We start from the raw sequence: 22,675 nt of genomic DNA on the forward strand, positions 1-22,675 counted from the left end.
CGGAAAGAGGTGTTAACTATGACGGAACGTGCAAGAATTCGCAGGGCCATTGCTGCACTGCGTGCGCAAAGAGCCATTCTGCGGGAACAGCTGGAAGAAATTAATGAGAATCTACGCAGAGTGCCTAATCCCAGCCGGGCCAGACGGGAACTTTTGGCAGCGAGAGTAGCCATCAGAGAAGCATTGCGTTTAAATGCCATCGCCATTCGGCTTTTGCGCAGTGTGCTGTAACCGGATTATGCTGAAGCTAGTGCAGTAGCAGGTATCCTGTGAAATAGTTTATCGAGCATCCTTTGGGATGCTCTTTTTTGTAGGCTGATACTATATATCCGAAAAAAAAGAGCACCGGGACTCTCCCCGAATGCTCTGTTCTTTGTTGCCAAGACGGCTTAAGCACGGCTTTCCTGCTCTTCCGGCTGTAGCCGGAGTGCCAGTTCTGGAAATCTATCTTCGCATGCTTTAATCTCTTGGATAATCCATTGCCATTATATCCATAAAAGGCACCTTGACCAGCTCTTCCTTACAGCTGAGATGCACCTTACCCGTGCGCGGGTCCATGCCGACAATCTGCCCCCGAACCTGATCTTCCTTGCCCCAAACCGTCAATAGCACTTCAGAGGCCTCTTGCATCGCTTCCGTCAGTTGATTGCCGATTTCCTCCAGCACAAATTCATCTCTTGTCGGCCGTTTGGCCACCTTCGCTTTTGCCACACTATTCCTCCGTTAAATTAAGACTGTTTCCATGTGTTATTCCATATAAAATAAATGTCATTTTTACTCGCTCATGGATGTTATCGAGTTAATTATAGCAATTACACTTAAGCGGTGAAAAGAGCGTAGTGATTATGTTCCTCCAACTGAACTTCAGCTGTTTTGCATAAGGAGCTATTCTAACAACTACTCTACGTAGCTTAACATTTCCTGCAGGTCTGAACAAGGTAATCGTGATTTGCTCCTTCTGCTGTAGAGAGTAGTTCCACTCATGTCACGAATCTCAGAATCGACCTGGGAAGCTGATCGGCGCAACTCATCAGCTCCAGTTCGCGCTCAAATAAAAGGAGTCGCTGGCGCTTCCCTGCCAACAACTCCTTTTGTTATTTTCTTTTATAGCTCTTAGCCCAATTTAATGTCATTTCTTGAAAACTCACCTGTCTGCGCCAAGTTCTATGAGTGGTTTCCCATTCGTTAACAGCTTGCTTATAAGGTGTGTAAAATCGCCAATCACTAATATCCCAAGAACAATAAATTTTTCGATAAAATTTTCCGAATGGAATGTCTTGAGAGTATCTTCGTACGGCCTTACTTGCCTGTCGTTTTATCCAACGACTTGCCTGGTCTTTACTTACGGGTGTTTTCTTAATGCTTCTACTCAAATCAACTCTAACCTCCTTCAGGGAAGCTAGAGTCCGTCTAGTAATTTCATTGATTCACCCCTTATTTTTCCATATCCAGATAATAAACCGATTAACTCACTGAAGCAACTTTTCTTTTAGCATGTAATCCGGAAACTGCTCGATGAAATCAAAATCATTTACGGATCTTTAATTCGTTCTGATTCTGCATGCTGATTCCTCCAAAGAAAAAAGCCGTTGAATTAATCAGCGACCTCCTCTCAAAACATTAAAATATATTTGTGGGGCTACAAAAGCTATGAACCAAAATAAAATAAATATCGCACCAAGAATATTTCTAAGCTGACCTTTTTTCATACGGTTGATGAAATACCCAGGAATAATGAAGCTTGCCCCTAAAATTAGAAACGGCGTGATCAGTAACCATATGTCACGAATGGATAACATGCCAAAAATCCCTCCTGCTTAATAGTTCTGCAAAAGAGTTGCCATACCTGGAAAGTATGAAGAACGGATCCTATGGCGAATGGAAAACGTGTTGGACTCAATTCCGGAACTTGTCCACAAGCGCACTATACACCTCATATCTGTTCTCCCATACCATTTTCCGGTTACCGAATGGCTTACCGTCCAGCAATGCTGCGATCACCTCCAGACAGACATGCCACCCGGAGAGATCTTTGGCTGTATGGTCCGTAATCTTGCCCATGGTTTCGATTAATTGCAGGCGGCAGCCTTCCCGCTCCGGAAGCAGCTCAAAACGAACCTTGTCCTCTCCCCAAATAAATTCCAATACGGAGTTCCGCTCAAAATCAGTAATTTCCAACTCAAAAAAGGTACCGTCCTGCATATCAAATTCGATGATCCCGCCGGTCCGCAAATCCTTTACCCTCAGCTCGGAGAACCATCCCTTCAGCAGTTCATTTTGAGTCAACATCGCCCAAACGCGATCCACAGAATGCTTGTAATGGAATTCAAAGGTGGCTGTGAAACCTTCCGGGACCGCTACAATCTCAGCAATCATTAATAGTTCCCCTTTTCTGTGATTATCTGTTTACTCAAAGATTACAAAGGATGACAGCGGCGGCGGAGAGGTTTTCTATTCGATCAGCGGATGCACAGTCGACAATCCGGAAATGAGCTATTTTCTGATCCGCAAGAAGAAGTGAAGGCTAAAGTTCAATAAATATAATTTTGAAAAAACCCAGATATTTCTTTTTTTCCAGAATGTCACCTATAAAATGAGTATTGTCTTTTACATCAGGAACGCTGTAGATGGAGAACAAGATAAAATTTTCTCTTACCGTCAGTGAATCCAGCAATGATTTTGCGATCAGGTTCGTAATTGCTCCTGACTCTCCGACTTTATATATCTCATCTGGCCGATTCATTGCATAATCCACAAAATCAGCTCTAGTCGGATTTGAGACTGCCAGTAGGATCAGAATGATTATTAATCCGAGCACCATACTCGTCTTTTTCTTAGTGGATCTGCGAGTAGTTCTTACTGGGTTTATATCATAAGTCTTCTCCATTTCATCCCCTCCTGTGAAAACTTTAAACCATTTGGTTCTTTATGTAAATTACAAGCCTCTCCTTCAGTTTATGGTGCAGCGTACACGCAAACGGACAACCGCATGGTTGCCCGTTCATTTAACCCGTATTTAGGATAGAAACTTATTAAACAACATAGTCTTCCAGTGAAATCCGGCTGCCGCCTAGACTGGCTTGAGGGCCCGCACCCACCCCAAGGGTGAGCTGTAGCTGATCGCCGCTTAAAGTCTGATATTGGACCGACAGGTCATCTCCGGTGCTAAACTCCGGCGCTTTATTCGTCATTGCCGCAGCAAAAGCAGGCAAGTCGCCAAATCCCAGCTCTGCTGCCTCTTTCACCGGAACAGCCTCCACGACAACTCCTCCCGGCATTCCTGTAGCCGTAACCTCCAGGTAGTCCTGCCGTTCTTTCAACTCGAAGCGCTGGGACAAGTAAACAGCAAAGTAGACTTTGCCTGCCTTCCCGAACAGCGCCTGCTGCGACTTGATCCACTCCCCTTTGGGCGAAACCCCTACGATGGAGTCTTTCTCTCCTTCCGGAACGGGATACAAGGAAAGGACCGTACTCTTGTGAAACAGCACCTCCATATGCGGACTCTGATGGCGGGGATCGCCTTCTCGATAGCCTTGACCGGGATGGAAGAAATACAGCCGGTTGCTCCCTTCCTGTACGCCAATTGGCAGTGAGAAGGCCCAGCGCAGCTGTTCGTTGTCAAATTCCTCTACCCGCTCCCACATACCTCCAGCCGCATAATCCTCCGTGATATAAGCGTATGAATGCAGCAGCGGCTGAGGATCCGGGTCACTTGGCACAACCTTCCGGGTCAGCTTCTTGACTTCAACAGGCACGCTACGGTCCAAAGCAGCGGACCGCACCTGCTCCGGCGCTTCATAGAATAGTAATCCGGCATATTCGGTTCGCGGCATCTCCGCAGGCAATTTGAAGTCTCCAAACTGCACATAATCATGCAGCACATTGCCGTCCGCCGGAACATCATGCGGCCAGCCCCGGGAATGTGCGCCTACCCAGGCGCCCTGAAGGTAGAAGTGCCCCCGTTCCTTCCACAGATAATCCAGCATTTCTGCCAGAATGTCTTTGATCTTAAGGTCCTCTTCCAGCTCCCAGGCACAGGTAAATGCCTGCACCCAATGCCAGAACCACGGCAGGCTGCCATACTCCGGCATGCCATTCCCGCGGACATAGGCCAGTGTATTTTGCAGGCTGAGCAGTCCATCCTCGCGTAATTCCTCATCATCAAACAGCTTGCCGAAGATCAGCTTCGCTGCGGTATATTTAGCTTCATGATGCCCAAAGGTCACCACCGGTTTGCGGTAAAATCCGCTGCGGTAGATATGGCCGATGGCCGTATGAAAAGCAATTCGGAGTCCTGCACTGAACTCGCTGGAATAATGCTTGCAGAACCAAGCCATCAGACTGCCCATAATTTCCACCGGAAGCTCATGCGGCGAGGCCTCCCGCGGCACCGGGTTCAGGCCAAGCGGCCAGTGTCCGTATAGCGCAGTCCCGGGCTGTCTGTTCTGCAGCAGAACGGTTTCCAGCAGCACAGCTTCCGCTTTCTGCTTCGCTGCTACACGGTCATAGGGCAGCTCGCGAGACGGGTCTACGGCAGCTGCGAACAGGTAAGAGGCATAATAAAAATTATTACGCACATCATCGTGGAACCAAAGACCGCTCTCCAGCAGCGGACGGCTCTCCGCTTCCAACGCTACATTATATATAATTTCATCCTGACGAATTTTATAAGGACTCTGAGTATGATTGACATCCACCATTGCCGGTTTCACCCTCCATATTTTAAGTTTCATTTTATCGATCTCTGCTTCACTCTCAGAAATCACGACTTCAACAACATCCCCTTCACTCTCCCTGGACCTTGTATTTTAGTCTATTGTGCACGCTTTCGGTTCATATGGCAATCTCTAAAAGCGACAAATAAACTAAAATAAACGAACTAAAAAAGATTATCACTTGCCAAATGAACGTAAATGGATTAAATTATACCTATACGAACGAAAATACGTTTTTGAAGGAGATTGAATATCCAATGGAAAGACGTTTCGCCTCACATCCCAACGAAGTTAAGCAGTTTGATACTGAGCGCCTTCGCAAAGAGTTCCACATTCCCGTTATTTTTGCTCCGAATGAACTGAAGCTTGTGCTTACCCATGAAGACCGCATGATCGTCGGCGGCGCCAATCCCGTAACCGAAGATGTTGTGCTTACCACGGATCTGAAGGAACTGGGAGTCACTTACTTCCTGGAACGCCGTGAACTGGGTATCATCAATGTCGGCGGCAAAGGTTCAGTTGTTGTAGACGGAACAGAATATGAAGTAGATTTCAAAGAATGCCTGTATGTCGGTCAAGGTTCCAAAGATGTAGTGTTCAAAAGCGCAGACAGCGCCAAACCGGCGAAATTCTACCTGAACTCCGCTCCGGCTCACCAGTCCTACCCTACAACCAAAACTACACTCGCCGAATCCGAATCCGGAGCAATGGGTGGTCTGGAGAACTCCAACGAGCGTACGATTCACCGCTTCATTCATACCAATGGCGTACAAAGCGCACAACTGGTCATGGGTATGACTCAGCTCAAACCGGGCAGCATGTGGAATACAATGCCTTCCCATACTCATCCGCGCCGGATGGAAGCCTACTTCTATTTCGATCTTCCGGATGACTCTATCGTGTTCCACCTGATGGGCGAACCTACCGAAACCCGCCATATCGTGATGCACAATGAACAGGCCGTCATTTCCCCAAGCTGGTCAATCCACAGCGGTGTAGGTACGCATAACTATACCTTCATCTGGAGCATGGCCGGTGACAACAAACGTTATGATGATATGGACCCCGTAGGTATGAAAGAATTACAATAGAAAGAAATCAACTACGGAAAGATGAGGCAGGCGGATGAACCCGATACGGCGACACGAGATGATTATGGAAGTTATGCTGAACCAGAAGGACGTAACGGTAAACGAATTGAGCGACAGGCTCCAGGTGACGGGAAAAACAATCCGCGAGGACTTAAGCAAGCTGGAGGAACAGGGATTGATCGTGCGTGTGCACGGCGGTGCTGTACTGGCCCAAAGTGACCAGTTCGGCATTCTGCCTTCCAAGAACCCGCTGGATAAATATTCCGACGAGAAAACGGAGATTGCGCTGCGTGCGCTTGCCCATATCGAAGAGGATGACATCATTGCGCTGGACGGCGGGAGCACCACGCTTGAAATTGCCCGGCGGCTGGACAATATGCCTCTGACGGTCGTCACCAATGATGTGTACATCATCAGCGAACTGGTTCCCAAAGACAACATACGTCTGGTCGTTCCCGGAGGCTACCGCGTCCGTAACATGCTCGCAGGTCCCGAAGCTGTCTCATACGTGCAAAAGCTAAATATACAAAAAGCATTTCTGTCGGCTACAGCCGTGCATATCGAGCATGGACTGTCTATTTACACCGGTGATTTAATAGATTTCAAACAGGCCTTGGTCTCCACGGCCCGCAAAGTATTCGCCGCCTGCGATCATCATAAATTCGGGCATACCGCTTTGCGCACCTTCGCTTCACTGCAGGAAGTGGATGTGCTGCTTACGGACAGCGGCCTTGCACCCGAAACGGTGGAACAGTTCCGCAGTGCGGGCGTCAATATTGAATGCGGATAATAAATTGCACTTTTAAAAAAACTTAAGTACAAATCCACAATCCCCACTCAAAGGAGAGAATATTAATATGTCATCATTATTCAGTCTGGCTGGTAAAACAGCCATCGTAACGGGCGCTGCCCAAGGTCTTGGACAAGGTATTGCCCTTGCTTTTGCGGAAGCTGGCGCAGATGTTGTTTCTGCCTCCCTGAACACAAGTGCGGAAACCGTTGAAGCCGCCAAAGCTTTCGGTGTGAAGGCTCTCAGCATCGAAGCTGACCTGAGTGACCACACTACCCTGCAGGGTATGTTCGACAAAGCGCTAGAATTGACCGGCCACGTTGACATTCTGGTCAACTGTGCTGGCATGATCCGCCGTACTCCGGCCAAAGATCATAGCGAAAAAGACTGGTTCGATGTCATCAACCTGAACCAGAATACTGTATTCCTGCTGTCGCAAATTGCCGGCCGCCACTTCCTGGAAAGAGGGTCCGGTAAAATTATCAACATCTGCTCCATGCTTTCCTACCAGGGCGGGATCAATGTTCCAGGCTATACTGCAAGCAAACATGCGGTTGCCGGTCTGACCAAAGCCTTCGCCAACGAATGGGCCGGTTCCGGTCTGAACATCAACGCGATCGCACCAGGCTACATGGCTACAGAAAACACAGCTCCAATCCGTGCTGACCAGAACCGTTCCGACTCCATCTTGGACCGCATCCCTGCTGGACGCTGGGGAACTGCCGAAGATGTTAAGGGACCTGCCGTATTCCTGGCTTCCGCTGCTTCCGACTACCTGAACGGTCATATCCTGAATGTAGACGGCGGATGGCTGGCTAGATAAGTATTTTACTGACCCCAATAATAGAAACAGCAGCAGTCAGGGACGAGAAAGTAAAGTCCCAGGCTGCTGCTTTTTTTAACAATCGTTATCTGATACCTTCATTCTGATCTATTCACTGTTAGTTCAAGAATGGCTGTACTCCATCCGACTTCTATATAAGTTCAAGATTCGGACTTGCTCCTCGCTTAGCTCTTTAGCATTCCAATACATATGCATTAAATTATATTCGAACAATTCTTTTAATTTCATGAACAGCGGTAGTTTCGTAAGCATCTCGGAAGAGAGCACATTCTCCTCTTTATATCCATCTATTATCGCCTTGGTAATGGATCTTTCATAATCTTTGAGGTTCTCTCCCCCTGAGAATGAGAACTCCAGTGCAGAATAGATAGGAACGGCTAAATCGTATACATAATAATGTTTTTCACAATCTTGAAAATCAATCATCGTTAGCTTGGAGTCACTATCTACAAGGATATTTTCCAGCCACAGGTCTCCGTGTATTAAGCCATAATTTGATGACTCCTGCGGCAGTTCCTTAATTTTGTTTACTACGTCGTGTGCAATTTCCCGTATCGTCTTCTCTTCTGCAGGAATGTATTTGAGAAAATCGTATTCTTTACACTCATGCCAATGATTGATATATGCAGTAGTCTCAGAATTCATATATCCTTTACTGACTCGATGCATTCTGCCTATTTGTTGTCCAAGATCTCTAAATACCGTTTTGTTCCATTTTGACCGTGGCAGATGGATTCCTGATGCAGCCTGAAATACAACGACCCGCTTCTCTTCATCTAACGTTATTTTCCCAATCAATGAATCATTAATAGTGGCTACAACCTGGGGAACCCCTATACCTTGGTTAAAAAGATAATTCGTCCAATTCACTTCATCTAATTGTTCTTGATAGGACTTATAATTCGTTATTCGAACAAAAAAAACACCTTTTTGAGATTGGCAACGGTACATTTCATTTGTCACGGCTTTAACATCATAAAAATTAATTGGATATGTATTATTTAGAAATTGCAATATTCTTTCTTCCATAGCGTTGCACACCTCAACTTTCTAAATGCTGCTAGCAACATTCAACAAGATTATAACAAGCAGACTCCCTCTTTGGCTGGTAATTTTTTCATTAAAATATACTGTACGTTAATTTCAAGCTGAATCGTCAATCTAAGCACGTACGAAAAAATACTCCGGTATCACAGGCAAGTGAGCTTGCACAGGTTACCGGAGCATGGGATTGATAAAGTATGAATCTTATTACACTGCCGGCGTTACGAATGGCAAGGTGACAATGAATGTTGTTCCCCTGCCAGGTTCGCTTTCTAACCGGATGTCACCTTGATGAAGCGATACGATCTGTTTAACGATGGCAAGCCCCATACCGCTGCCTTCATACTTACGGCTGTGGGAACGATCAGCCATAAAAAATCGCTCAAATATACGCTTCTGGTCCTCGGGGGAAATACCAATGCCAGTGTCGGATATTGTGACTGTCACGTTTTTGTTATCCTGTGTAATGCTGACGGTAATAACGCCGCCATCTTTGGAAAATTTAATGCTATTGCCGAGAATGTTGGTCCATACCTGATTTAGCTGGTCATGATCTCCCGTTAGCATAACTGTCTTCAATTCGAGCTCGAAGGTGATGTTGCGAGCCGACCATTGCGGCTGAATCGCGACAATGACCCGCCTGATCTGTTCATCAAGACTGAGCGTCGACAGAGTCAATTGCTGTGACTGCGATTCAAGCAAACTCAGCTTTAGCAGGCTAGCGCTCATCTTGGACATCCGATTCGCTTCATTGATGATAATGTCGAGATAACGTATCCGCTTATGAACCTCGATGTTTTCTTGTTTGAGCGCTATAGCATAACCGGATATCGAGGTGAGCGGTGACTGGATCTCGTGCGACACGTTCGATACGAATTCCCTGCGCAGCTGCTCAAGCTGCTGCAGGTCGTGCGTCATTTCTTCAAAGCTGCGAGCCAGAGTACCTAGCTCATCCTTTTGCTTAATATTCAGCTTCACACTGAAATCTCCATCAGCGATACGCCTAGTCGCTATGGTCAGCTTTTTGATCGGTCTGACTAAGAACATGGCAGCAACCAGAATCAATAGGCTACCTGCGATCAACGAATAGGTTATAAAATTCAAAATCCACTTTCGGGTGAAAGCGGCAGAAGGGGGGCCGATTGATTCTAAAAACATCGCTTTCGTACCCGTTTCAGTTGTCAAAGGCAATCCTAAGAGAACAGTAGCATAACCACTGGGATTTACTTGAACTATCTCTCCATCTATTACTTTTTTCAGTTGTTCCATACTGACAGTGACAGGTTTGTCTCCGTTAAGCGATCCATAAGACTTGAACTTACCCGTTTCTTCGTAAATTCGAATATAAAAAGATTTGAGCTGATACATTCCACTTACGAACTCGTCCGCTTCAGTCAATGGAAGGGTTTCGTAAAGCCGGGCGACATCCTGGCCAAAGTGAAGTAAAGGCATTAGCATGTTTTCGTTCAGTTTATCTTTATATACCCAAACGGCCACATACAGGGCAAGGACTGTGCCCCCGATGACGGAGACTAGAAATGTCAGGACGATACGTGTATATAAGGATCTGATCATTCGTAAACCTCAAGCCGGTAGCCAAGCCCGCGCACCGTCTCGATGCGAAAATGTGGTGTAGTCGCGAACCGTTCGCGCAGCCGTTTAATATGTACGTCGACCGTTCGGTCATCTCCAGCGTAATCGATCCCCCAAATTTGATCAATCAGCTGCTCACGTGTATACACTTGCCCCGGTGTTCCAGCAAGCTTATACAACAGCTCGAATTCCTTGAGCGGCAACGTGAGCGACTCCGTCCCTCTCATCACCTTATAGGTTTGCCGGTCAAGGATGACGTTGCCGAACTGGATCGGTTGCGTAGAGCCAATCCGGTATCGTTTCAGCAATGCCCTGACACGAGCTGTCAACTCTAACGGATCGAATGGTTTCGTCAAATAATCGTCCGTCCCAAGTTCGAACCCTTTCACTTTCTCCCAGGTTTCGCCTCTCGCAGTCAGCATAAGTAATGGAAGATCAGGATTGGCTCTTCTGAGCTCCTTGCATAACGTCCATCCATCCATAATTGGCATCATTATATCGAGCACGACAAGATCAACATGCGTTGAGGCGTAGACGTTCAGTGCTTCTTTGCCGTCCACGGCCTCAACTGTCTCAAATCCGTCGTTGCGCAGAAACAAGCAAACAAGTTCGCGAATGTTCGCATCGTCGTCAGCAACCAGTATAGTAGGCATTCGTTCCCTCTTTTCCTGTTGTACATCCTAGCATTATACTATAAATCAACCCATAATAAACGTTCAACTAAAGGAACCGTCTGTTAAATGCATGTTGTGTCGTCAGTTGCTACTAAGCATAATCGGGTGACTGGACAGCTTCCTAGCTGAGTGAAATTAATCCTCCAATAACACAAACTCCTCGGGATGGGAACGAATATATTTCGCAATAATGGAGTGGGTCATCGGGGCAACCTGCTCAAATCGGTCAAACAGGGATTTTACCATTTGCATCAGTTCGTCATCCCGCTCCAAATCCATAAGCGTTGCATCTCCCCAGTTGACCTTTAACCTGCTGTTTCTCGCTTCAAGCTGCCCTCTGGTTTCCTCCAGCAGCGCTCCCATTCCCGACTCGTCAAAAAACCGCACCCCCTCCATCATCCGGTCCCAATACCCCGGGATACTCAGCATGTAGGAGATCCAGGCATAATACTCGGCCGCCGATTTATAACTGTGACCATACATAACCCGGAACATGCAGAGTGCCTGTTGTCCCCGTGTCAGCTGTGAGATTACCTCCGCCTTAACCGCCGGCGATTTACCGCGTATCTGCATAAAAGTCGGCTCCATACACGCACTCCCAAGTTTTTCATCACCTAAGCTATAAAAGGATTCCCGCTTCATCGTCACTAAACTCATTACATTCCCCTTTCTCATTTAATAAATCCATTAACGAATAACTATCATACACTCCACAAGTCCGGCTGTTCATTATTTTATTTTACTGCCGATAGCTGCCAGTTCAACTTTAATTTTCTCTGCCGCTTGATTATCCTGTGATTTAAGCGGATCCAGCACAAGCTTATTCGAAATAATGATCAATCCCCGATGATAATAAGTTTTCTTGCTAAACACATCCATTATCACTCTCAGGGGGACAAACGTCCGTCCGTTTTTTGTCTCGATCGTTGTGTTTTTTGCTGAGGAACGGCCATTGACTGAAATGGTGGAATCCGCTTCGTTGATTAAGATCTTCTGGTTTCTGTATTGAATCGTGACCTCATGCTTCTTGGAATCAAAATGTGCTGCGGCACCGAACTGATCTGATATAAAACGCAGTGGAACCATTGTTGTCTCTTTGCGCAGATATGGGGTGATCTTTGAATTCGTTTCATCTATCATTGTCTGCTTTCCTTTGGCAAGCACTTTGCTCTGGCCGATAGACAGAACGATGGCGTCTCTCTTTATATCATCTACCAAGGAATTGATTGCTGCCTGCTGCTGGCCACCGCTTTGACAAAGATCGTCCTTGTACAGTTCCATATACTCAATAATAATGTCGATGGCTTCTGGTCGAATGTCCTGTTTCAGACTTTTATCGGCAAGGACCGCCTCCGTATTATTCCAGCTGCACATTAAGTTCTCTTGGGACACGGCAAGCGCATGGATCAGGGCTACCGTCATACTGTCCGGTGACGCCTTCTTGGCCTCAGTGATCCAATACAAATCAGGATCAAGATAATGATCGAGAACCTTCATATAGCCAAGAACAAAAATCTCCTGCGGTGTCAACTTCGCTTTATCCAGCGAATCTGCTTTCTTTCCATAAACAGATAGTGAATACTCCTCCGTCAGATCTCTATCCTCCCATCCTTGAACTGAATACAGCGCATTTATTACTGCCGCTTTTTGATCCAGCGGTGTGGTTGCCGACGATAAAAAATCGTTAACTTTCACGCCTAATCCGTTCTTCAAGGCCTCAGTAACCATATCTAGATCAAGATAAGCCTCATAAATAGCCGTCGAGGTTATGGGCGAGTCTGCATGCACGGTCTCCTGCTTATTACCAAAAAAATAACCAAAAAAAACTATTGAAGCTACCAGAAACAATTTGCCTAGCCTTGAATGTAACAGGCTATTCATAAACATTCCTCCTTGGGATGATGGGATGTTCTAGCTCATTCATATCGTATTCTATGTGGACAAGCCGTTGCCTGTGCGGCAAATGCTATGATATATTTAGCCGACGAAGTAGGATCGGCATCACCAAATGTAAACATTAATAAAGGAGTCTTCGCATGAATGACGAACTACTGACCACTTTTGATGACAATGGCAATATTACCGGGACCGCACCCCGTGATGAAGTTCACCGGTTGGGACTCTGGCACGAAACCTTCCACTGCTGGTTCGTCAGCAAGGAACAGGATATGCTCCATATTTATCTTCAGCTGCGCAGCGAACTCAAGAAAGATTATGCCGGCCTGCTGGATATCACGGCCGCCGGGCATTTATTATCTGATGAGGTTCCGGAGGATGGCGTCCGTGAGGTGCAGGAGGAGCTTGGAATCTGCGTTGCTTTTGAGCAGCTGATCCCCCTTGGGATCATCCCTTACAGCATGGACAAAGAGGGCTTTCTCGACAGAGAGCGGGCGCATGTCTTTTTGTACACGAACGCCTACCCTTTAAGCGACTTTAAGCTGCAACAGGAAGAGGTTGCGGGAATTGTAACAGCCGATTTCGCCGGCTTTCGAAGTTTGTGGCTGGGAGACAGCGCTACACTGCAAATTCAAGGATTTAGGGTGGAAAGCAGCGGTACGCGGATTCCAATCAGCCAGACTGTGGACAGGAGCCACTTTGTGCCGCATGAGATCAATTATTATCGGCGCATCATTGAGGGCATTGAGGCAGCCTTTGGTGATTAGCATTCTTTCAATCATAGCAAATGATATACTACCTATTTTAACCATTCCCTTATGCGCATAGCAAGATTCTACCCTGCACCCGCAGGCTGCTTCCGGTTTCGAAATGAAAAGGCAGGACCCTAATGACCGGGTCCTGCCTTTTGTAATTCTATCTATTTCTGTGCTACTTTCCGTTTCAGCATTACTAGCCCGTTCACAGGTAGTGCAACAACTTCCGGGGCCGGCTCGCCTGATTCCAGATCTGTATAAACCAGACCATCCAGTGTCACTGACGCTTCAGTACCGCTGAAGTTCTGCAAGAAAATATAGTCATGTTCACCGTCTGTACGAAGCTGCGCCGTTACACCTGCTGGAAGTTCACTTTCCAGCACGCGGCCAATTCCCGCCTTAGCGGTAATTGCAGCATACAGCTCTACGTAAAACGCTGATTCTTTGACGCGGGTAGCCAAATGGTACGCTCTGCCTGCTCCGAGCTTGTTGAGTGTCAATGCCGGCTGCCCGGCATAGAAATCGCTGCGGTAATGCCCTAGCGCCTCCGCCCCCTCCAGATGGATCAGCTCGGCAATTTCATGCGCATCGTAATCGCCCGAGAGCTTCAAGGCGTTGCCTGCCTGCAATACAAGACCGTTCACATCCCGGCTGTGCAAGCCTTCCGTTTCTTCAGCCCAAATGCCGAGCGTTCTGCGCAGCGGTCCCGGGAACCCGCCGAGGTGACACAAATCTGTTTCGCCTACCACTCCAGACCAGTAGGTTGCCAGGAAGGTTCCTCCCTGCTCCACATATTTCTCGATTCTTTGACCATTCTCTTCACTGATCAGGTACAGCATCGGAGCGATGACCAGCTTGTAGCGTGTGAGGTCATCTCCTGAACCAATCACGTCAACTGGAATGCCAAGCTCCCAGAGGGCACGGTAATGCTGCAGCACGGTCTCTTCATATTTCAGTCCGGAATTGCGGATCCCTTGGGCATCCTTGATTGCCCAGCGGTTATCCCAATCGAACAGGATCGCCGTCTCCGCCGGTGTGACGGTACCCACTACTTCGGTTAATCCCGCAAGTGTTTTGCCAACCTCGGCGACATCCCTGAACACACGGGTTTCTGCATGGCCGCTGTGATCGAGCACAGCACCGTGGAACTTCTCGCTGGAGCCGCGGCTCTTGCGCCACTGGAAGTACTGCACAGAATCAGAGCCATGAGCGACCGCCTGCAGTGATGACAGCTTATGCATGCCCGGCCGTTTCAGCTTGCTGACTGACTGCCAGTTCGTGAGCGAAGGCGTACTCTCCATCAGCAGGAACGGCTTGTGCTTAAAGCTGCGGAACATATCGTGGTTCAAAGCTGTCCAGGCCGCCAGCCGGACATCATCATCGTCCTCAGTGTAATGCCATTCCGGGTATGCATCCCAGGAGACGACATCCAGAATTTTGGCCAGCTCACGGTAATCAATGCCGTCGATCATATGCATATTGGTGGTCACGGGCAGATCGGGGTTAAAATCTCGTACGGCTGCAATTTCATGCCGGCAGAAATCAATCGTCCGCTCACTGACAAACCGCCGCCAGTCCAGGTTCAGGCCATGGACCTGTGTCTCTCCATGCGGTGCCGGTGAATCAATCTGCTCCCACGAGGTGTAGGTATGGCTCCAGAAAGCTGCCCACCAGGCATGGTTCAGTTCGTCGAGGCTGCCCTTATATTTGGCCTTCAGCCATTCCCGAAAGGCGTTCTGGCACAAATCGCAATGGCACTCGCCACCGAACTCATTCGAAATATGCCAGCCGATGACTGCCGGATGGTGGGCGTACCGTTCTGCCAGCTTGGCATTCAGCGTTGCTGTTTTGTCCCGGTAGACCGGGGAGGTGTAGCAATGGTTATGCCTTAACCCATGCAGATTGCGCACACGGTTTCGTTCCATCCGCAGCACCTCAGGATACTTCTCGGACATCCAGGCTGGCCGTGCTCCGCTTGGAGTAGCCAGGAAAGCATATATACCGTTCTCCGCAAAGGAGTCCAGCATACGATCCAGCCACTCGAATGTAAATACTCCCTCTTCAGGCTCCAACGACACCCAGGAAAAAATTCCGACAGACATCACATTGCAGCCCGCCAGCTTCATCAGGCGGATGTCCTCACGGAGAACTTCAGGATATCTCAGCCATTGCTCGGGATTATAGTCGGCCCCATGCAACATCACGGGAGCCTTGCTGCTGACCGCAGGGAGTTTTTTGCTCATCATCATACATTCATCCTCTCATTTTAGATCCGTGTCAGAATGAGACTTTTCTCTGATTCAAGTCATTTCGAGTCTCTGTCTTTTTCACGGACAAACATTTATACTATTTATAATATAGGATAACCACAGATTCACAGTAGGATTATACTCGCGATTACATAGCACAAAATGAATATGAGGTGAACAGTTTTGCTACCTTTTTCTTTGGTTGAAATGCCGCGTAACCTGGAGGACTTTCCCCTGTACCCTTATTCTGTCGGCAGACACATTCAGTACCATCATGTCCGCCCAGCTGGATTCCCTGTCCATCAGCTCTTCCTGATCCGCAGCGGAAACGGGATATTCCGCGATCTTACGGACGGAACAGAAACGGTGTTGGCACCCGGAATGGCTTTCGTTTTCCCGCCTGACCGCGGACATGAATATTACCCGTTGTCTCATGAGCCGTGGCATGTAGCTTTTACCGGCATCTACGGCAGCCAGACAGGGCCAATGCTTCATAGTCTCGGCTTGTTGCCATCTGCCGCCTATCATCCTGTACGCTTCGAGGAATGCTGGGAAGCCATCGGCGGAATCTGGCAGACCGTAAATGGAGGGAATGTCAGCCGCCAGGAGGAACAGGCCACGCAGGAACTGTCCGTCAGCCTCTACCGGCTGATCCTAATGATGCGCCGGGGCGAGCCTTCTGCCGGTACAACCAGCCGTCTGGAAAATGAGCATGTCCGCAACGAAGCACTGCAAAAAGCGGTGAGACTGATCAATGAGCATTTCACCGAACCGTTGCTGGTCGCTAATCTGGCTGCCGCCGTCGGCTATTCCGTGCAGCATTTCCAGCGACTGTTCTTGCAAGAGTATGGCGTAACCCCGCATAAATACCTCCAGAACCTGAGGCTGGAGCGGGGTCTTCAATTGATGACTGAAAGTCCCGGCATCCCTGTTCAGGATATCGCTTTGAATCTCGGGATGGAAACAAACTATTTCATCCGGGTATTCCGCAAGACTTACGGCTGCACGCCGGGTGTAATGAGGGAGTCACTTCAGCGAAGCCAGAGTCAAGCAGCGAACCGGCAGAAGCAATAAGTGCTTTTGCCTCAGGAACTGGGCTCTATTTTAAAATAACAGGCAAGATAATATAAAAAAGCTCGTTGGAGCTGCCCCCTTTTTATGTTATATTTGCTAGATCCAAATTTTAGGATGTAGAAGTCAACTAAGGGGGATGCAATTTGTTTTACCACAATCTCAGAAGAATGGGTCTCATTTTTGGAGTCCTGATTCTCTTGTCAAGCTGTTCCACTAAGGAACAATCGAAATTAACAAAGGAAGAAAATAGCAATAAGGCTGTAAGCCCGGCAAATCCGGTCAGGGAATACATCATAAATGACAGTAACAAGGTATTGTTGAGTGCCGACAACGTTAGTAATATGGATAGTCATATCATGGAATTGGCGCGTAATGAGATTTATGCCCGGCATGGTTATATATTCAAACGCAAGGATTTGGCCGACTACTTTTCTTCAAAGAAATGGTACAAAAAGAATCAAAACTATAAGGATGCTTTCACGGACATAGAAAAGAAAAATATCGAATTATTACATACCTATGAAGCAAAGTACGCAGCCTATCAGTTAATCGCAACACATACGGATGATTATCGTGTCAAAAATTACGAGGGCTCCAATACCTTTAAACAGCAACATATGGTTATTGACCTTAATGGAGATGGAATTAGTGATAATGTTGAGCTAAAGATCCCTACAACGAAAGGCGATACAACATGGACGCTTAAAGTAAATGGAACATCTCTTCAATTTGACGGTGAAGACAAGTTTCCATATTTTGAAATTGTCGATCTAAATATTAATGATCCTTACTTTGAAATCGCTTTTCAATTTGATAGTCAGTATGATTTTTTTAGAGAGACTTATTTTTATTACTATGACGGTCAAAAAATCAGATCCGTTGGTACCGTTCCTGATTTCGCCGCACATTCTTCTATGATTGACGGGTTTGGCACTGTTAAAGGGATTGATCGAGCGAAGGAGCTCCAGACATGGTATCGTGAACTCGTATTCCGGTTAGATGCAGAGCATCAGCTTCGTGAAGAAGAACAAGATTTCTACTCTATGTCTCCCCCTACTGTGTTAACCGCCAAAAAAGAATTAAAATTGCAAAAACTAAGAAACTCAGATGAAGAATATCTTCAAATCAACCCTGGTGATCAGGTGAGTTTCTTAGGAGAAGACAACCGGGGTTATATTAAGTTTGAGCTCTCCACAGGATTAACTGGTTGGTTTCAGGCAGGGGATATGTATGATTTCACTGATTATTTCGAAGGGCTGATATTATATGATTGAAGCGGCTCAAGTAAAGGGCAGCCTACCGGAATTAGCTAGTTGAACTAACGAAGGAACTAATTCTCAATAAAACAGCGGCAGTCCAGGACGTCACTTTACCGTCCATGAACTACCGCTGTTTCAAAGTAGCACAACTCCTCCTCCATAACCTGCCACGTTAAGCCCGCTACACCGTCGCAAACTGGCTGTTGTACAACCGGGCATAGTATCCCCCGCTGTCCAGGAGTCCCTCATGTGTGCCGCTCTCGACGATGTCTCCGTCCTTCATATAGAGAATGAGATCGGACTCGCGGATCGTGGACAGCCTGTGGGCAATAACGAAGCTGGTGCGCCCTGAGATCATGGCGAGAAAAGCCTTCTGAATCCGAATCTCCGTCAATGTATCAATGCTGCTTGTTGCTTCGTCCAAGATGAGCATCGGCGGATCCACGAGCATAACGCGGGCGATGGTAAGCAGCTGCTTCTGTCCCTGGGACAGATTGTCTCCAGAACCGCTGATCTTCGTAGCGTACCCTTCCGGCAGCCGTTTGATGAAGCTGTGCGCATTCGCTGCTTTGGCTGCTGCTATGACCTCTTCCTCTGTCGCATCCGGTTTGCCATATCTAATATTATCGCGGATGGAGCCTCCGAACAGCCATGTATCCTGCAGCACCATTCCGAAATTCCGCCGCAGACTGTCCCTGGTGATCTTATTAATTTCTATTCCGTCAATTTTGATTGTCCCGCTGTCTACGTCATAGAAACGCATAAGCAGGTTGACCAGCGTCGTCTTCCCTGCCCCAGTCTGTCCTACAATCGCTACACGGGTCCCCGGCTTCACCTCCAGGCTGAAATTCTTGATTAGCGGACGCCCGGGATCATATGCAAAACTTACTTTATCGAAGGTGATTGTGCCCTGGCTAGTGTCCATGACGTGAGCCCCTGCAGCATCCGGCGTTTCCGCCGGGAGGTCGAGAATGGCAAAAACCCGCTGTGCCGAAGCCGTCGCCGACTGTAGCTGGGTGATGACACCGGTAATCTCATTGAACGGCTTTGCGAACAGGTTCGAATAAATCAGGAAACTGGACAAATCCCCTACCGAAAAATGCCCACCAATTACAAGCGCGCTGCCGATCATCGCAATGACCGAGAAGGTAATATTATTGACCAGCCGTGTTGTCGGATTAGCCAATGAACCGTAAAACTGGGATTTGACGCCTGTCTGGTACAGCTCATTATTACGGTCCGAGAAACGGGCGAATGAACGGTCCTCGTAGTGGTAGGCCTGCACCACCTTTTGCCCGCCGATAATTTCTTCCACATATCCGTTTAATCCGCCGAGAATCTTCGCCTGCTCACGGAACAGCTTCTGGGAACGCGTAGTGATGAAACGGGCGACAAAAAAGGTTGCCGGAGCCGACAGCAGCACGACTACCGTCATCACCGGACTAATGTACAGCATAAGCCCGATCGCACCGGCAATGGTCACAATACCGGTCAGCAGCGTGGAGAAACCCTGCAGCAGCCCGTCCGAAACGGCGTCCATATCATTGACAAAACGGCTGATGCTGTCGCCCTGCGGATGATTGTCGTGGAATTTCAGCGGCAGCACATTCAGCTTGTCAAACAACTCACGGCGCATGTCGTAGACCGTCTTGTAAGCTATCCGATTGGTGTAATACGTCAGCAGCCAGCCAAAAAAGCTGCCCACAATATATACCGCAGCCAGGATCAGCAGCAGCCGGAGGATTCCGGTGAAATCAACATCGCCCGGACCCACCATATGATCGACAGCCCGGCCGATCAGCAGCGGCCCGATCAGGCTGGCAATCACGCTGATGATGGCGCAGATTACCGCGGTTATGGTCATGCCTCTAAAATGACTTGTATAGCCAAACAATCTCTTCCAGGTATTGTTGCCCTTCATTGTCCCGCCTCCTCGCTGGAAAGCTGGGACTGGCAGATTTCCTGATAAACCCCGCAGCACTCCAGCAGTTCCTGATGACTGCCTTTCCCAACAATCCGTCCTTCGTCAAATACGATAATCTGATCCGCCTGCCGCACCGTGCTGACCCGCTGGGATACCAGCAGCACGGTCATATCCCTGCTGCTCTCCTTCAGTGCCCTGCGCAGTGCCGCATCGGTCGCAAAGTCGAGCGCACTGGAGGAATCATCAAGAATAAGGATCGGAGGGGTACCCACGACAGCGCGGGCAATGGTAAGCCGTTGCTTTTGTCCGCCGGATAAGTTCAACCCTCCACGCGCCACCGGTGTATCCAGCCCTTCCGGCAGCTTGCGGATGAATTCATCGGCCTGGGCTACAACAACTGCCTGCATCATTTCCTCCTTCGTTGCATTCTGCTTGCCCCAGTGGAGGTTATCGGCAATCGTCCCGGTGAACAGGAGCGCCTTCTGCGGCACAATGCCAATCAGGCTCCGCAGCTGATCAAGCCGGTATTCTTTGACGTTGACGCCGCCTACTCTGACTTCTCCCTCCACCGCATCATAGAAACGCGGAATGAGATTCACGAAGGTGGACTTGCCGGATCCGGTGCTGCCGATAAGCCCCACAGTTTCACCGCGGTTGATCACCACTGAGATATCCTGCAGTGCAAGCTCACCGGTCTTGTTGTACCCGAAGGAGACATGCTCGAAAGAAATAACAGGAGCTGCCTCTTCCATCACTGGCAGGGCGCTGTTCCCTTCATCCGAGATTGAAGTTTCAGCCGCCAGCACTTCATTCACACGATTCGCAGAGGACGCAGCCTTGGTAAAGAGAATTACCAGGTTCGATACAACAATCAGCGCCAGCAGAATCTGGGTTACATAGTTTATGAACGCAATGATTTCACCTTGTGATAATCGGCCGGCATCAATGTGTATGCCGCCAGCCCACAGAATGGCAATAATCGCTGCGTTCACCACCAGAGTAGTCATCGGGCCAAGCCAGGCAGAGATGCGTCCAACCCGGATCGCCGTTGCCGTCAAATCATCCGAAGCTTCATTGAAACGCTGCTTCTCCCGCCTTGCTTCGGCAAAGGCGCGGATGACGCGGATACCGGAAAGATTCTCGCTCAGCACCAGCGCTAAATGATCCAGCTTCTGCTGATATTTACGGTAGAGCGGCGAACTGCGGGTAATGATAAAGTACAGGATGACGCCAAAAACAGGTGTCGCCGCGAGCAGAATCAGCGACAGCCGGAAATCGAGAATCATCGACATAATAATGGCCCCGATACAGATAAACGGCGCACGGACTACGAGACGGATCAGCATGGCCACTGCCAGCTGCAGCTGATTCACATCACTCGTGATCCGGTTGATTAGCGACGGTGTACCGAAGGTATCCAGCTCGGCATAGGACAACGAAGAAATATGCTTGAACATCTTGTTGCGCAGCGAAGTGCCAAAGCCCTGTGATGCCCGGGCGGCATAATATTGGCAGACCATCGAGCAGCCGAAACCGAGGAGCGACATCAGCAGCATAAGCCCGCCCATCCGGTACACATAGGCACTATCCTGCCCGCCGATTCCGTTGTTCACGATCAGCGCAACGATGGTCGGCAGCAGCAGCTCCAGGATCGCCTCCAGCAGCTTAAAGATCGGCCCGAGTATAACTTCTTTTCTGTACGGTTTAAGAAAAACAGCAATTTTGAACACAGTAACCCTCACCTAACTTATGTAGTATGTAATCACTATGAAATAGCGTTAAGACCCGTTATGATTATGTCATACCTGCTTACATATTAATAATATTGGTTTCGTATCAATGCCATACTTAATTCATATGCCAAATCCGGAGGTTTTACAAATGGATATCCGACAGCTCAAATACTTCTTGGCGATTGCCGAGGAAGGACAGATTACTTCCGCTGCAAGGAAGCTGCAAATGGCCCAGCCACCGCTCAGTCAGCAGCTGAAGCTGCTGGAGGAGGAGCTTGGTGTAAAGTTGGTGGAGCGCGGACCGCGCAGCATACAGCTGACCGATGCCGGAGTAATTCTGCGAGGCCGGGCACAGCAGATTCTGGAGCTGGCCGATGCCACCACGCGTGAAATTAGTGATTTTGCAAGCGGGCTGCGGGGAACGCTCTCCATTGGCACGGTTTCCTCCTCTGCGGCAACTCTGCTGCAGGATCGGCTATTTGATTTTCACAAAATCTATTCCGGCGTCAAATTCGAAATCCATGAAGGCAACACCTATAAGGTAATTGATCTGCTCAGCAAAGGAATCATCGAGGTCGGCATTGTACGCACGCCCTTTAACAGCGCAAGTCTCGAATGTGTATATGCCGGGGCTGAACCTATGATTGCCGTGATGACTCAGGGTTATGACTGGACGGACGGAGAGTCCTCCATTGATATCGGGGAACTCAAGGACAGGCCGCTGATTATTTACCGCCGCTTCGAGCAGTTGATCCGCGAAACCTGCCTGGAGCACGGATTCAATCCGGATGTGTTCTGCATGAACGACGATGCCCGCACCACGCTGCTCTGGGCCAATGCCGGTCTCGGCATCGGCATTCTTCCAAAATCAGCCTTCGGTCTCATGAGAAACGACAATCTTCGTTATAAAGAAATACGCAGTGAATCGCTCCGCACCCGGGTCGCCGCCGTATGGATGAAGGATAAATATTTGTCGTCGCTGGCCGAGAAATTCATTGAATGCTTCAGAGCGGAGTAGGCATGGGTATGGATAC

General features: G+C 48.4%; 22 protein-coding genes. 8 read left to right on the plus strand and 14 right to left on the minus strand.

Features of this window, described 5'->3' with window-relative positions; translation table 11 throughout:
- The first annotated feature begins 18 nt into the window (after window positions 1–18).
- The gene (locus tag ACQ76X_RS04480; protein ID WP_076109421.1) at window positions 19–231 is read left to right on the plus strand and encodes a hypothetical protein; all 213 of its coding nucleotides are present in this window, start codon (window positions 19–21) and stop codon (window positions 229–231) included.
- A gap of 228 nt (window positions 232–459) precedes the next feature.
- Here ACQ76X_RS04480 and ACQ76X_RS04485 read toward each other — a convergent pair whose 3' ends face one another.
- From ACQ76X_RS04485 to ACQ76X_RS04510, 6 genes are all read right to left on the minus strand, one after another.
- Window positions 460–711 (minus strand): YolD-like family protein, encoded by a 252-nt coding sequence (locus tag ACQ76X_RS04485; protein WP_341093911.1) that lies wholly within the window; start codon window positions 709–711, stop codon window positions 460–462.
- A gap of 383 nt (window positions 712–1,094) precedes the next feature.
- Entirely contained in the window at window positions 1,095–1,373 is a 279-nt protein-coding gene (locus tag ACQ76X_RS04490) for a hypothetical protein (RefSeq protein WP_081965866.1), read from the minus strand.
- Window positions 1,374–1,598: 225 nt separating this feature from the next.
- Window positions 1,599–1,799, minus strand: coding sequence for a hypothetical protein (locus tag ACQ76X_RS04495; protein ID WP_438491866.1), 201 nt, complete (start codon window positions 1,797–1,799; stop codon window positions 1,599–1,601).
- Between the two features lie 97 nt (window positions 1,800–1,896).
- Window positions 1,897–2,376: an SRPBCC family protein gene (locus tag ACQ76X_RS04500; protein WP_438491868.1), complete on the minus strand. Its 480-nt coding sequence runs from the start codon at window positions 2,374–2,376 to the stop codon at window positions 1,897–1,899.
- Between the two features lie 148 nt (window positions 2,377–2,524).
- Complete coding sequence (locus ACQ76X_RS04505; protein WP_438491870.1) at window positions 2,525–2,887, minus strand: hypothetical protein; 363 nt, start codon at window positions 2,885–2,887, stop codon at window positions 2,525–2,527.
- A 145-nt stretch (window positions 2,888–3,032) separates the two neighbouring features.
- On the minus strand, window positions 3,033–4,733 hold the full coding sequence (locus ACQ76X_RS04510; RefSeq protein ID WP_438491872.1) for a hypothetical protein: 1,701 nt from the start codon (window positions 4,731–4,733) through the stop codon (window positions 3,033–3,035).
- Between the two features lie 239 nt (window positions 4,734–4,972).
- Between ACQ76X_RS04510 and kduI the strand changes: the two genes are divergently transcribed.
- The 3 genes from kduI (at window position 4,973) to kduD (ending at window position 7,419) form a co-directional block, all read left to right on the plus strand.
- A complete protein-coding gene (gene kduI / locus ACQ76X_RS04515; protein ID WP_438491874.1) occupies window positions 4,973–5,806 on the plus strand; it encodes a 5-dehydro-4-deoxy-D-glucuronate isomerase in 834 nt (277 codons plus the stop codon).
- 34 nt (window positions 5,807–5,840) lie between these two features.
- Complete coding sequence (locus ACQ76X_RS04520; RefSeq protein ID WP_438491876.1) at window positions 5,841–6,596, plus strand: DeoR/GlpR family DNA-binding transcription regulator; 756 nt, start codon at window positions 5,841–5,843, stop codon at window positions 6,594–6,596.
- A 67-nt stretch (window positions 6,597–6,663) separates the two neighbouring features.
- Entirely contained in the window at window positions 6,664–7,419 is a 756-nt protein-coding gene (gene kduD, locus ACQ76X_RS04525; protein ID WP_341378909.1) for a 2-dehydro-3-deoxy-D-gluconate 5-dehydrogenase KduD, read from the plus strand.
- 123 nt (window positions 7,420–7,542) lie between these two features.
- On the opposite strand, the gene ACQ76X_RS04530 is transcribed toward kduD, so the two are convergent.
- The 5 genes from ACQ76X_RS04530 to ACQ76X_RS04550 all read right to left on the minus strand — a co-directional run bounded on the left by ACQ76X_RS04530 (window position 7,543) and on the right by ACQ76X_RS04550 (window position 12,632).
- Entirely contained in the window at window positions 7,543–8,469 is a 927-nt protein-coding gene (locus ACQ76X_RS04530) for a phosphotransferase enzyme family protein (protein ID WP_438491879.1), read from the minus strand.
- 222 nt (window positions 8,470–8,691) lie between these two features.
- On the minus strand, window positions 8,692–10,059 hold the full coding sequence (locus tag ACQ76X_RS04535; protein WP_438491881.1) for a sensor histidine kinase: 1,368 nt from the start codon (window positions 10,057–10,059) through the stop codon (window positions 8,692–8,694).
- Window positions 10,056–10,730, minus strand: a complete 675-nt coding sequence (locus tag ACQ76X_RS04540; RefSeq protein WP_438491883.1) for a response regulator transcription factor — start codon at window positions 10,728–10,730, stop codon at window positions 10,056–10,058. The genes ACQ76X_RS04535 and ACQ76X_RS04540 overlap by 4 nt, the downstream gene beginning before the upstream one ends.
- A gap of 156 nt (window positions 10,731–10,886) precedes the next feature.
- On the minus strand, window positions 10,887–11,339 hold the full coding sequence (locus ACQ76X_RS04545; RefSeq protein ID WP_438491885.1) for a hypothetical protein: 453 nt from the start codon (window positions 11,337–11,339) through the stop codon (window positions 10,887–10,889).
- A 141-nt stretch (window positions 11,340–11,480) separates the two neighbouring features.
- Window positions 11,481–12,632 (minus strand): stalk domain-containing protein, encoded by a 1,152-nt coding sequence (locus ACQ76X_RS04550; protein WP_438491887.1) that lies wholly within the window; start codon window positions 12,630–12,632, stop codon window positions 11,481–11,483.
- 155 nt (window positions 12,633–12,787) lie between these two features.
- Between ACQ76X_RS04550 and ACQ76X_RS04555 the strand changes: the two genes are divergently transcribed.
- A complete protein-coding gene (locus ACQ76X_RS04555) occupies window positions 12,788–13,414 on the plus strand; it encodes an NUDIX hydrolase (RefSeq protein ID WP_438491889.1) in 627 nt (208 codons plus the stop codon).
- A 152-nt stretch (window positions 13,415–13,566) separates the two neighbouring features.
- On the opposite strand, the gene ACQ76X_RS04560 is transcribed toward ACQ76X_RS04555, so the two are convergent.
- On the minus strand, window positions 13,567–15,645 hold the full coding sequence (locus ACQ76X_RS04560) for a beta-galactosidase (protein WP_438492107.1): 2,079 nt from the start codon (window positions 15,643–15,645) through the stop codon (window positions 13,567–13,569).
- Window positions 15,646–15,834: 189 nt separating this feature from the next.
- Between ACQ76X_RS04560 and ACQ76X_RS04565 the strand changes: the two genes are divergently transcribed.
- Both ACQ76X_RS04565 and ACQ76X_RS04570 read left to right on the plus strand, forming a co-directional pair.
- Window positions 15,835–16,725 carry a helix-turn-helix domain-containing protein gene (locus ACQ76X_RS04565; RefSeq protein WP_438491891.1) on the plus strand — a complete coding sequence of 297 codons (891 nt, stop codon included), beginning with the start codon at window positions 15,835–15,837 and terminating at the stop codon, window positions 16,723–16,725.
- 143 nt (window positions 16,726–16,868) lie between these two features.
- A complete protein-coding gene (locus tag ACQ76X_RS04570; RefSeq protein WP_438491893.1) occupies window positions 16,869–17,999 on the plus strand; it encodes a YARHG domain-containing protein in 1,131 nt (376 codons plus the stop codon).
- A gap of 166 nt (window positions 18,000–18,165) precedes the next feature.
- Here ACQ76X_RS04570 and ACQ76X_RS04575 read toward each other — a convergent pair whose 3' ends face one another.
- Both ACQ76X_RS04575 and ACQ76X_RS04580 read right to left on the minus strand, forming a co-directional pair.
- On the minus strand, window positions 18,166–19,905 hold the full coding sequence (locus ACQ76X_RS04575) for an ABC transporter ATP-binding protein (protein ID WP_438491895.1): 1,740 nt from the start codon (window positions 19,903–19,905) through the stop codon (window positions 18,166–18,168).
- Window positions 19,902–21,638 (minus strand): ABC transporter ATP-binding protein, encoded by a 1,737-nt coding sequence (locus tag ACQ76X_RS04580; protein WP_438491897.1) that lies wholly within the window; start codon window positions 21,636–21,638, stop codon window positions 19,902–19,904. Before ACQ76X_RS04580 ends, ACQ76X_RS04575 begins: the two co-directional genes overlap by 4 nt.
- 151 nt (window positions 21,639–21,789) lie before the next feature.
- Here ACQ76X_RS04580 and ACQ76X_RS04585 point away from each other — a divergent pair, with 151 nt between their 5' ends.
- Entirely contained in the window at window positions 21,790–22,659 is an 870-nt protein-coding gene (locus ACQ76X_RS04585) for a LysR family transcriptional regulator (RefSeq protein ID WP_438491899.1), read from the plus strand.
- Window positions 22,660–22,675 lie beyond the last annotated feature (16 nt).

This window comes from Paenibacillus sp. IHBB 3054 (genome assembly GCF_051594305.1).
Classification (GTDB): Bacteria; Bacillota; Bacilli; order Paenibacillales; family Paenibacillaceae; genus Paenibacillus_AQ.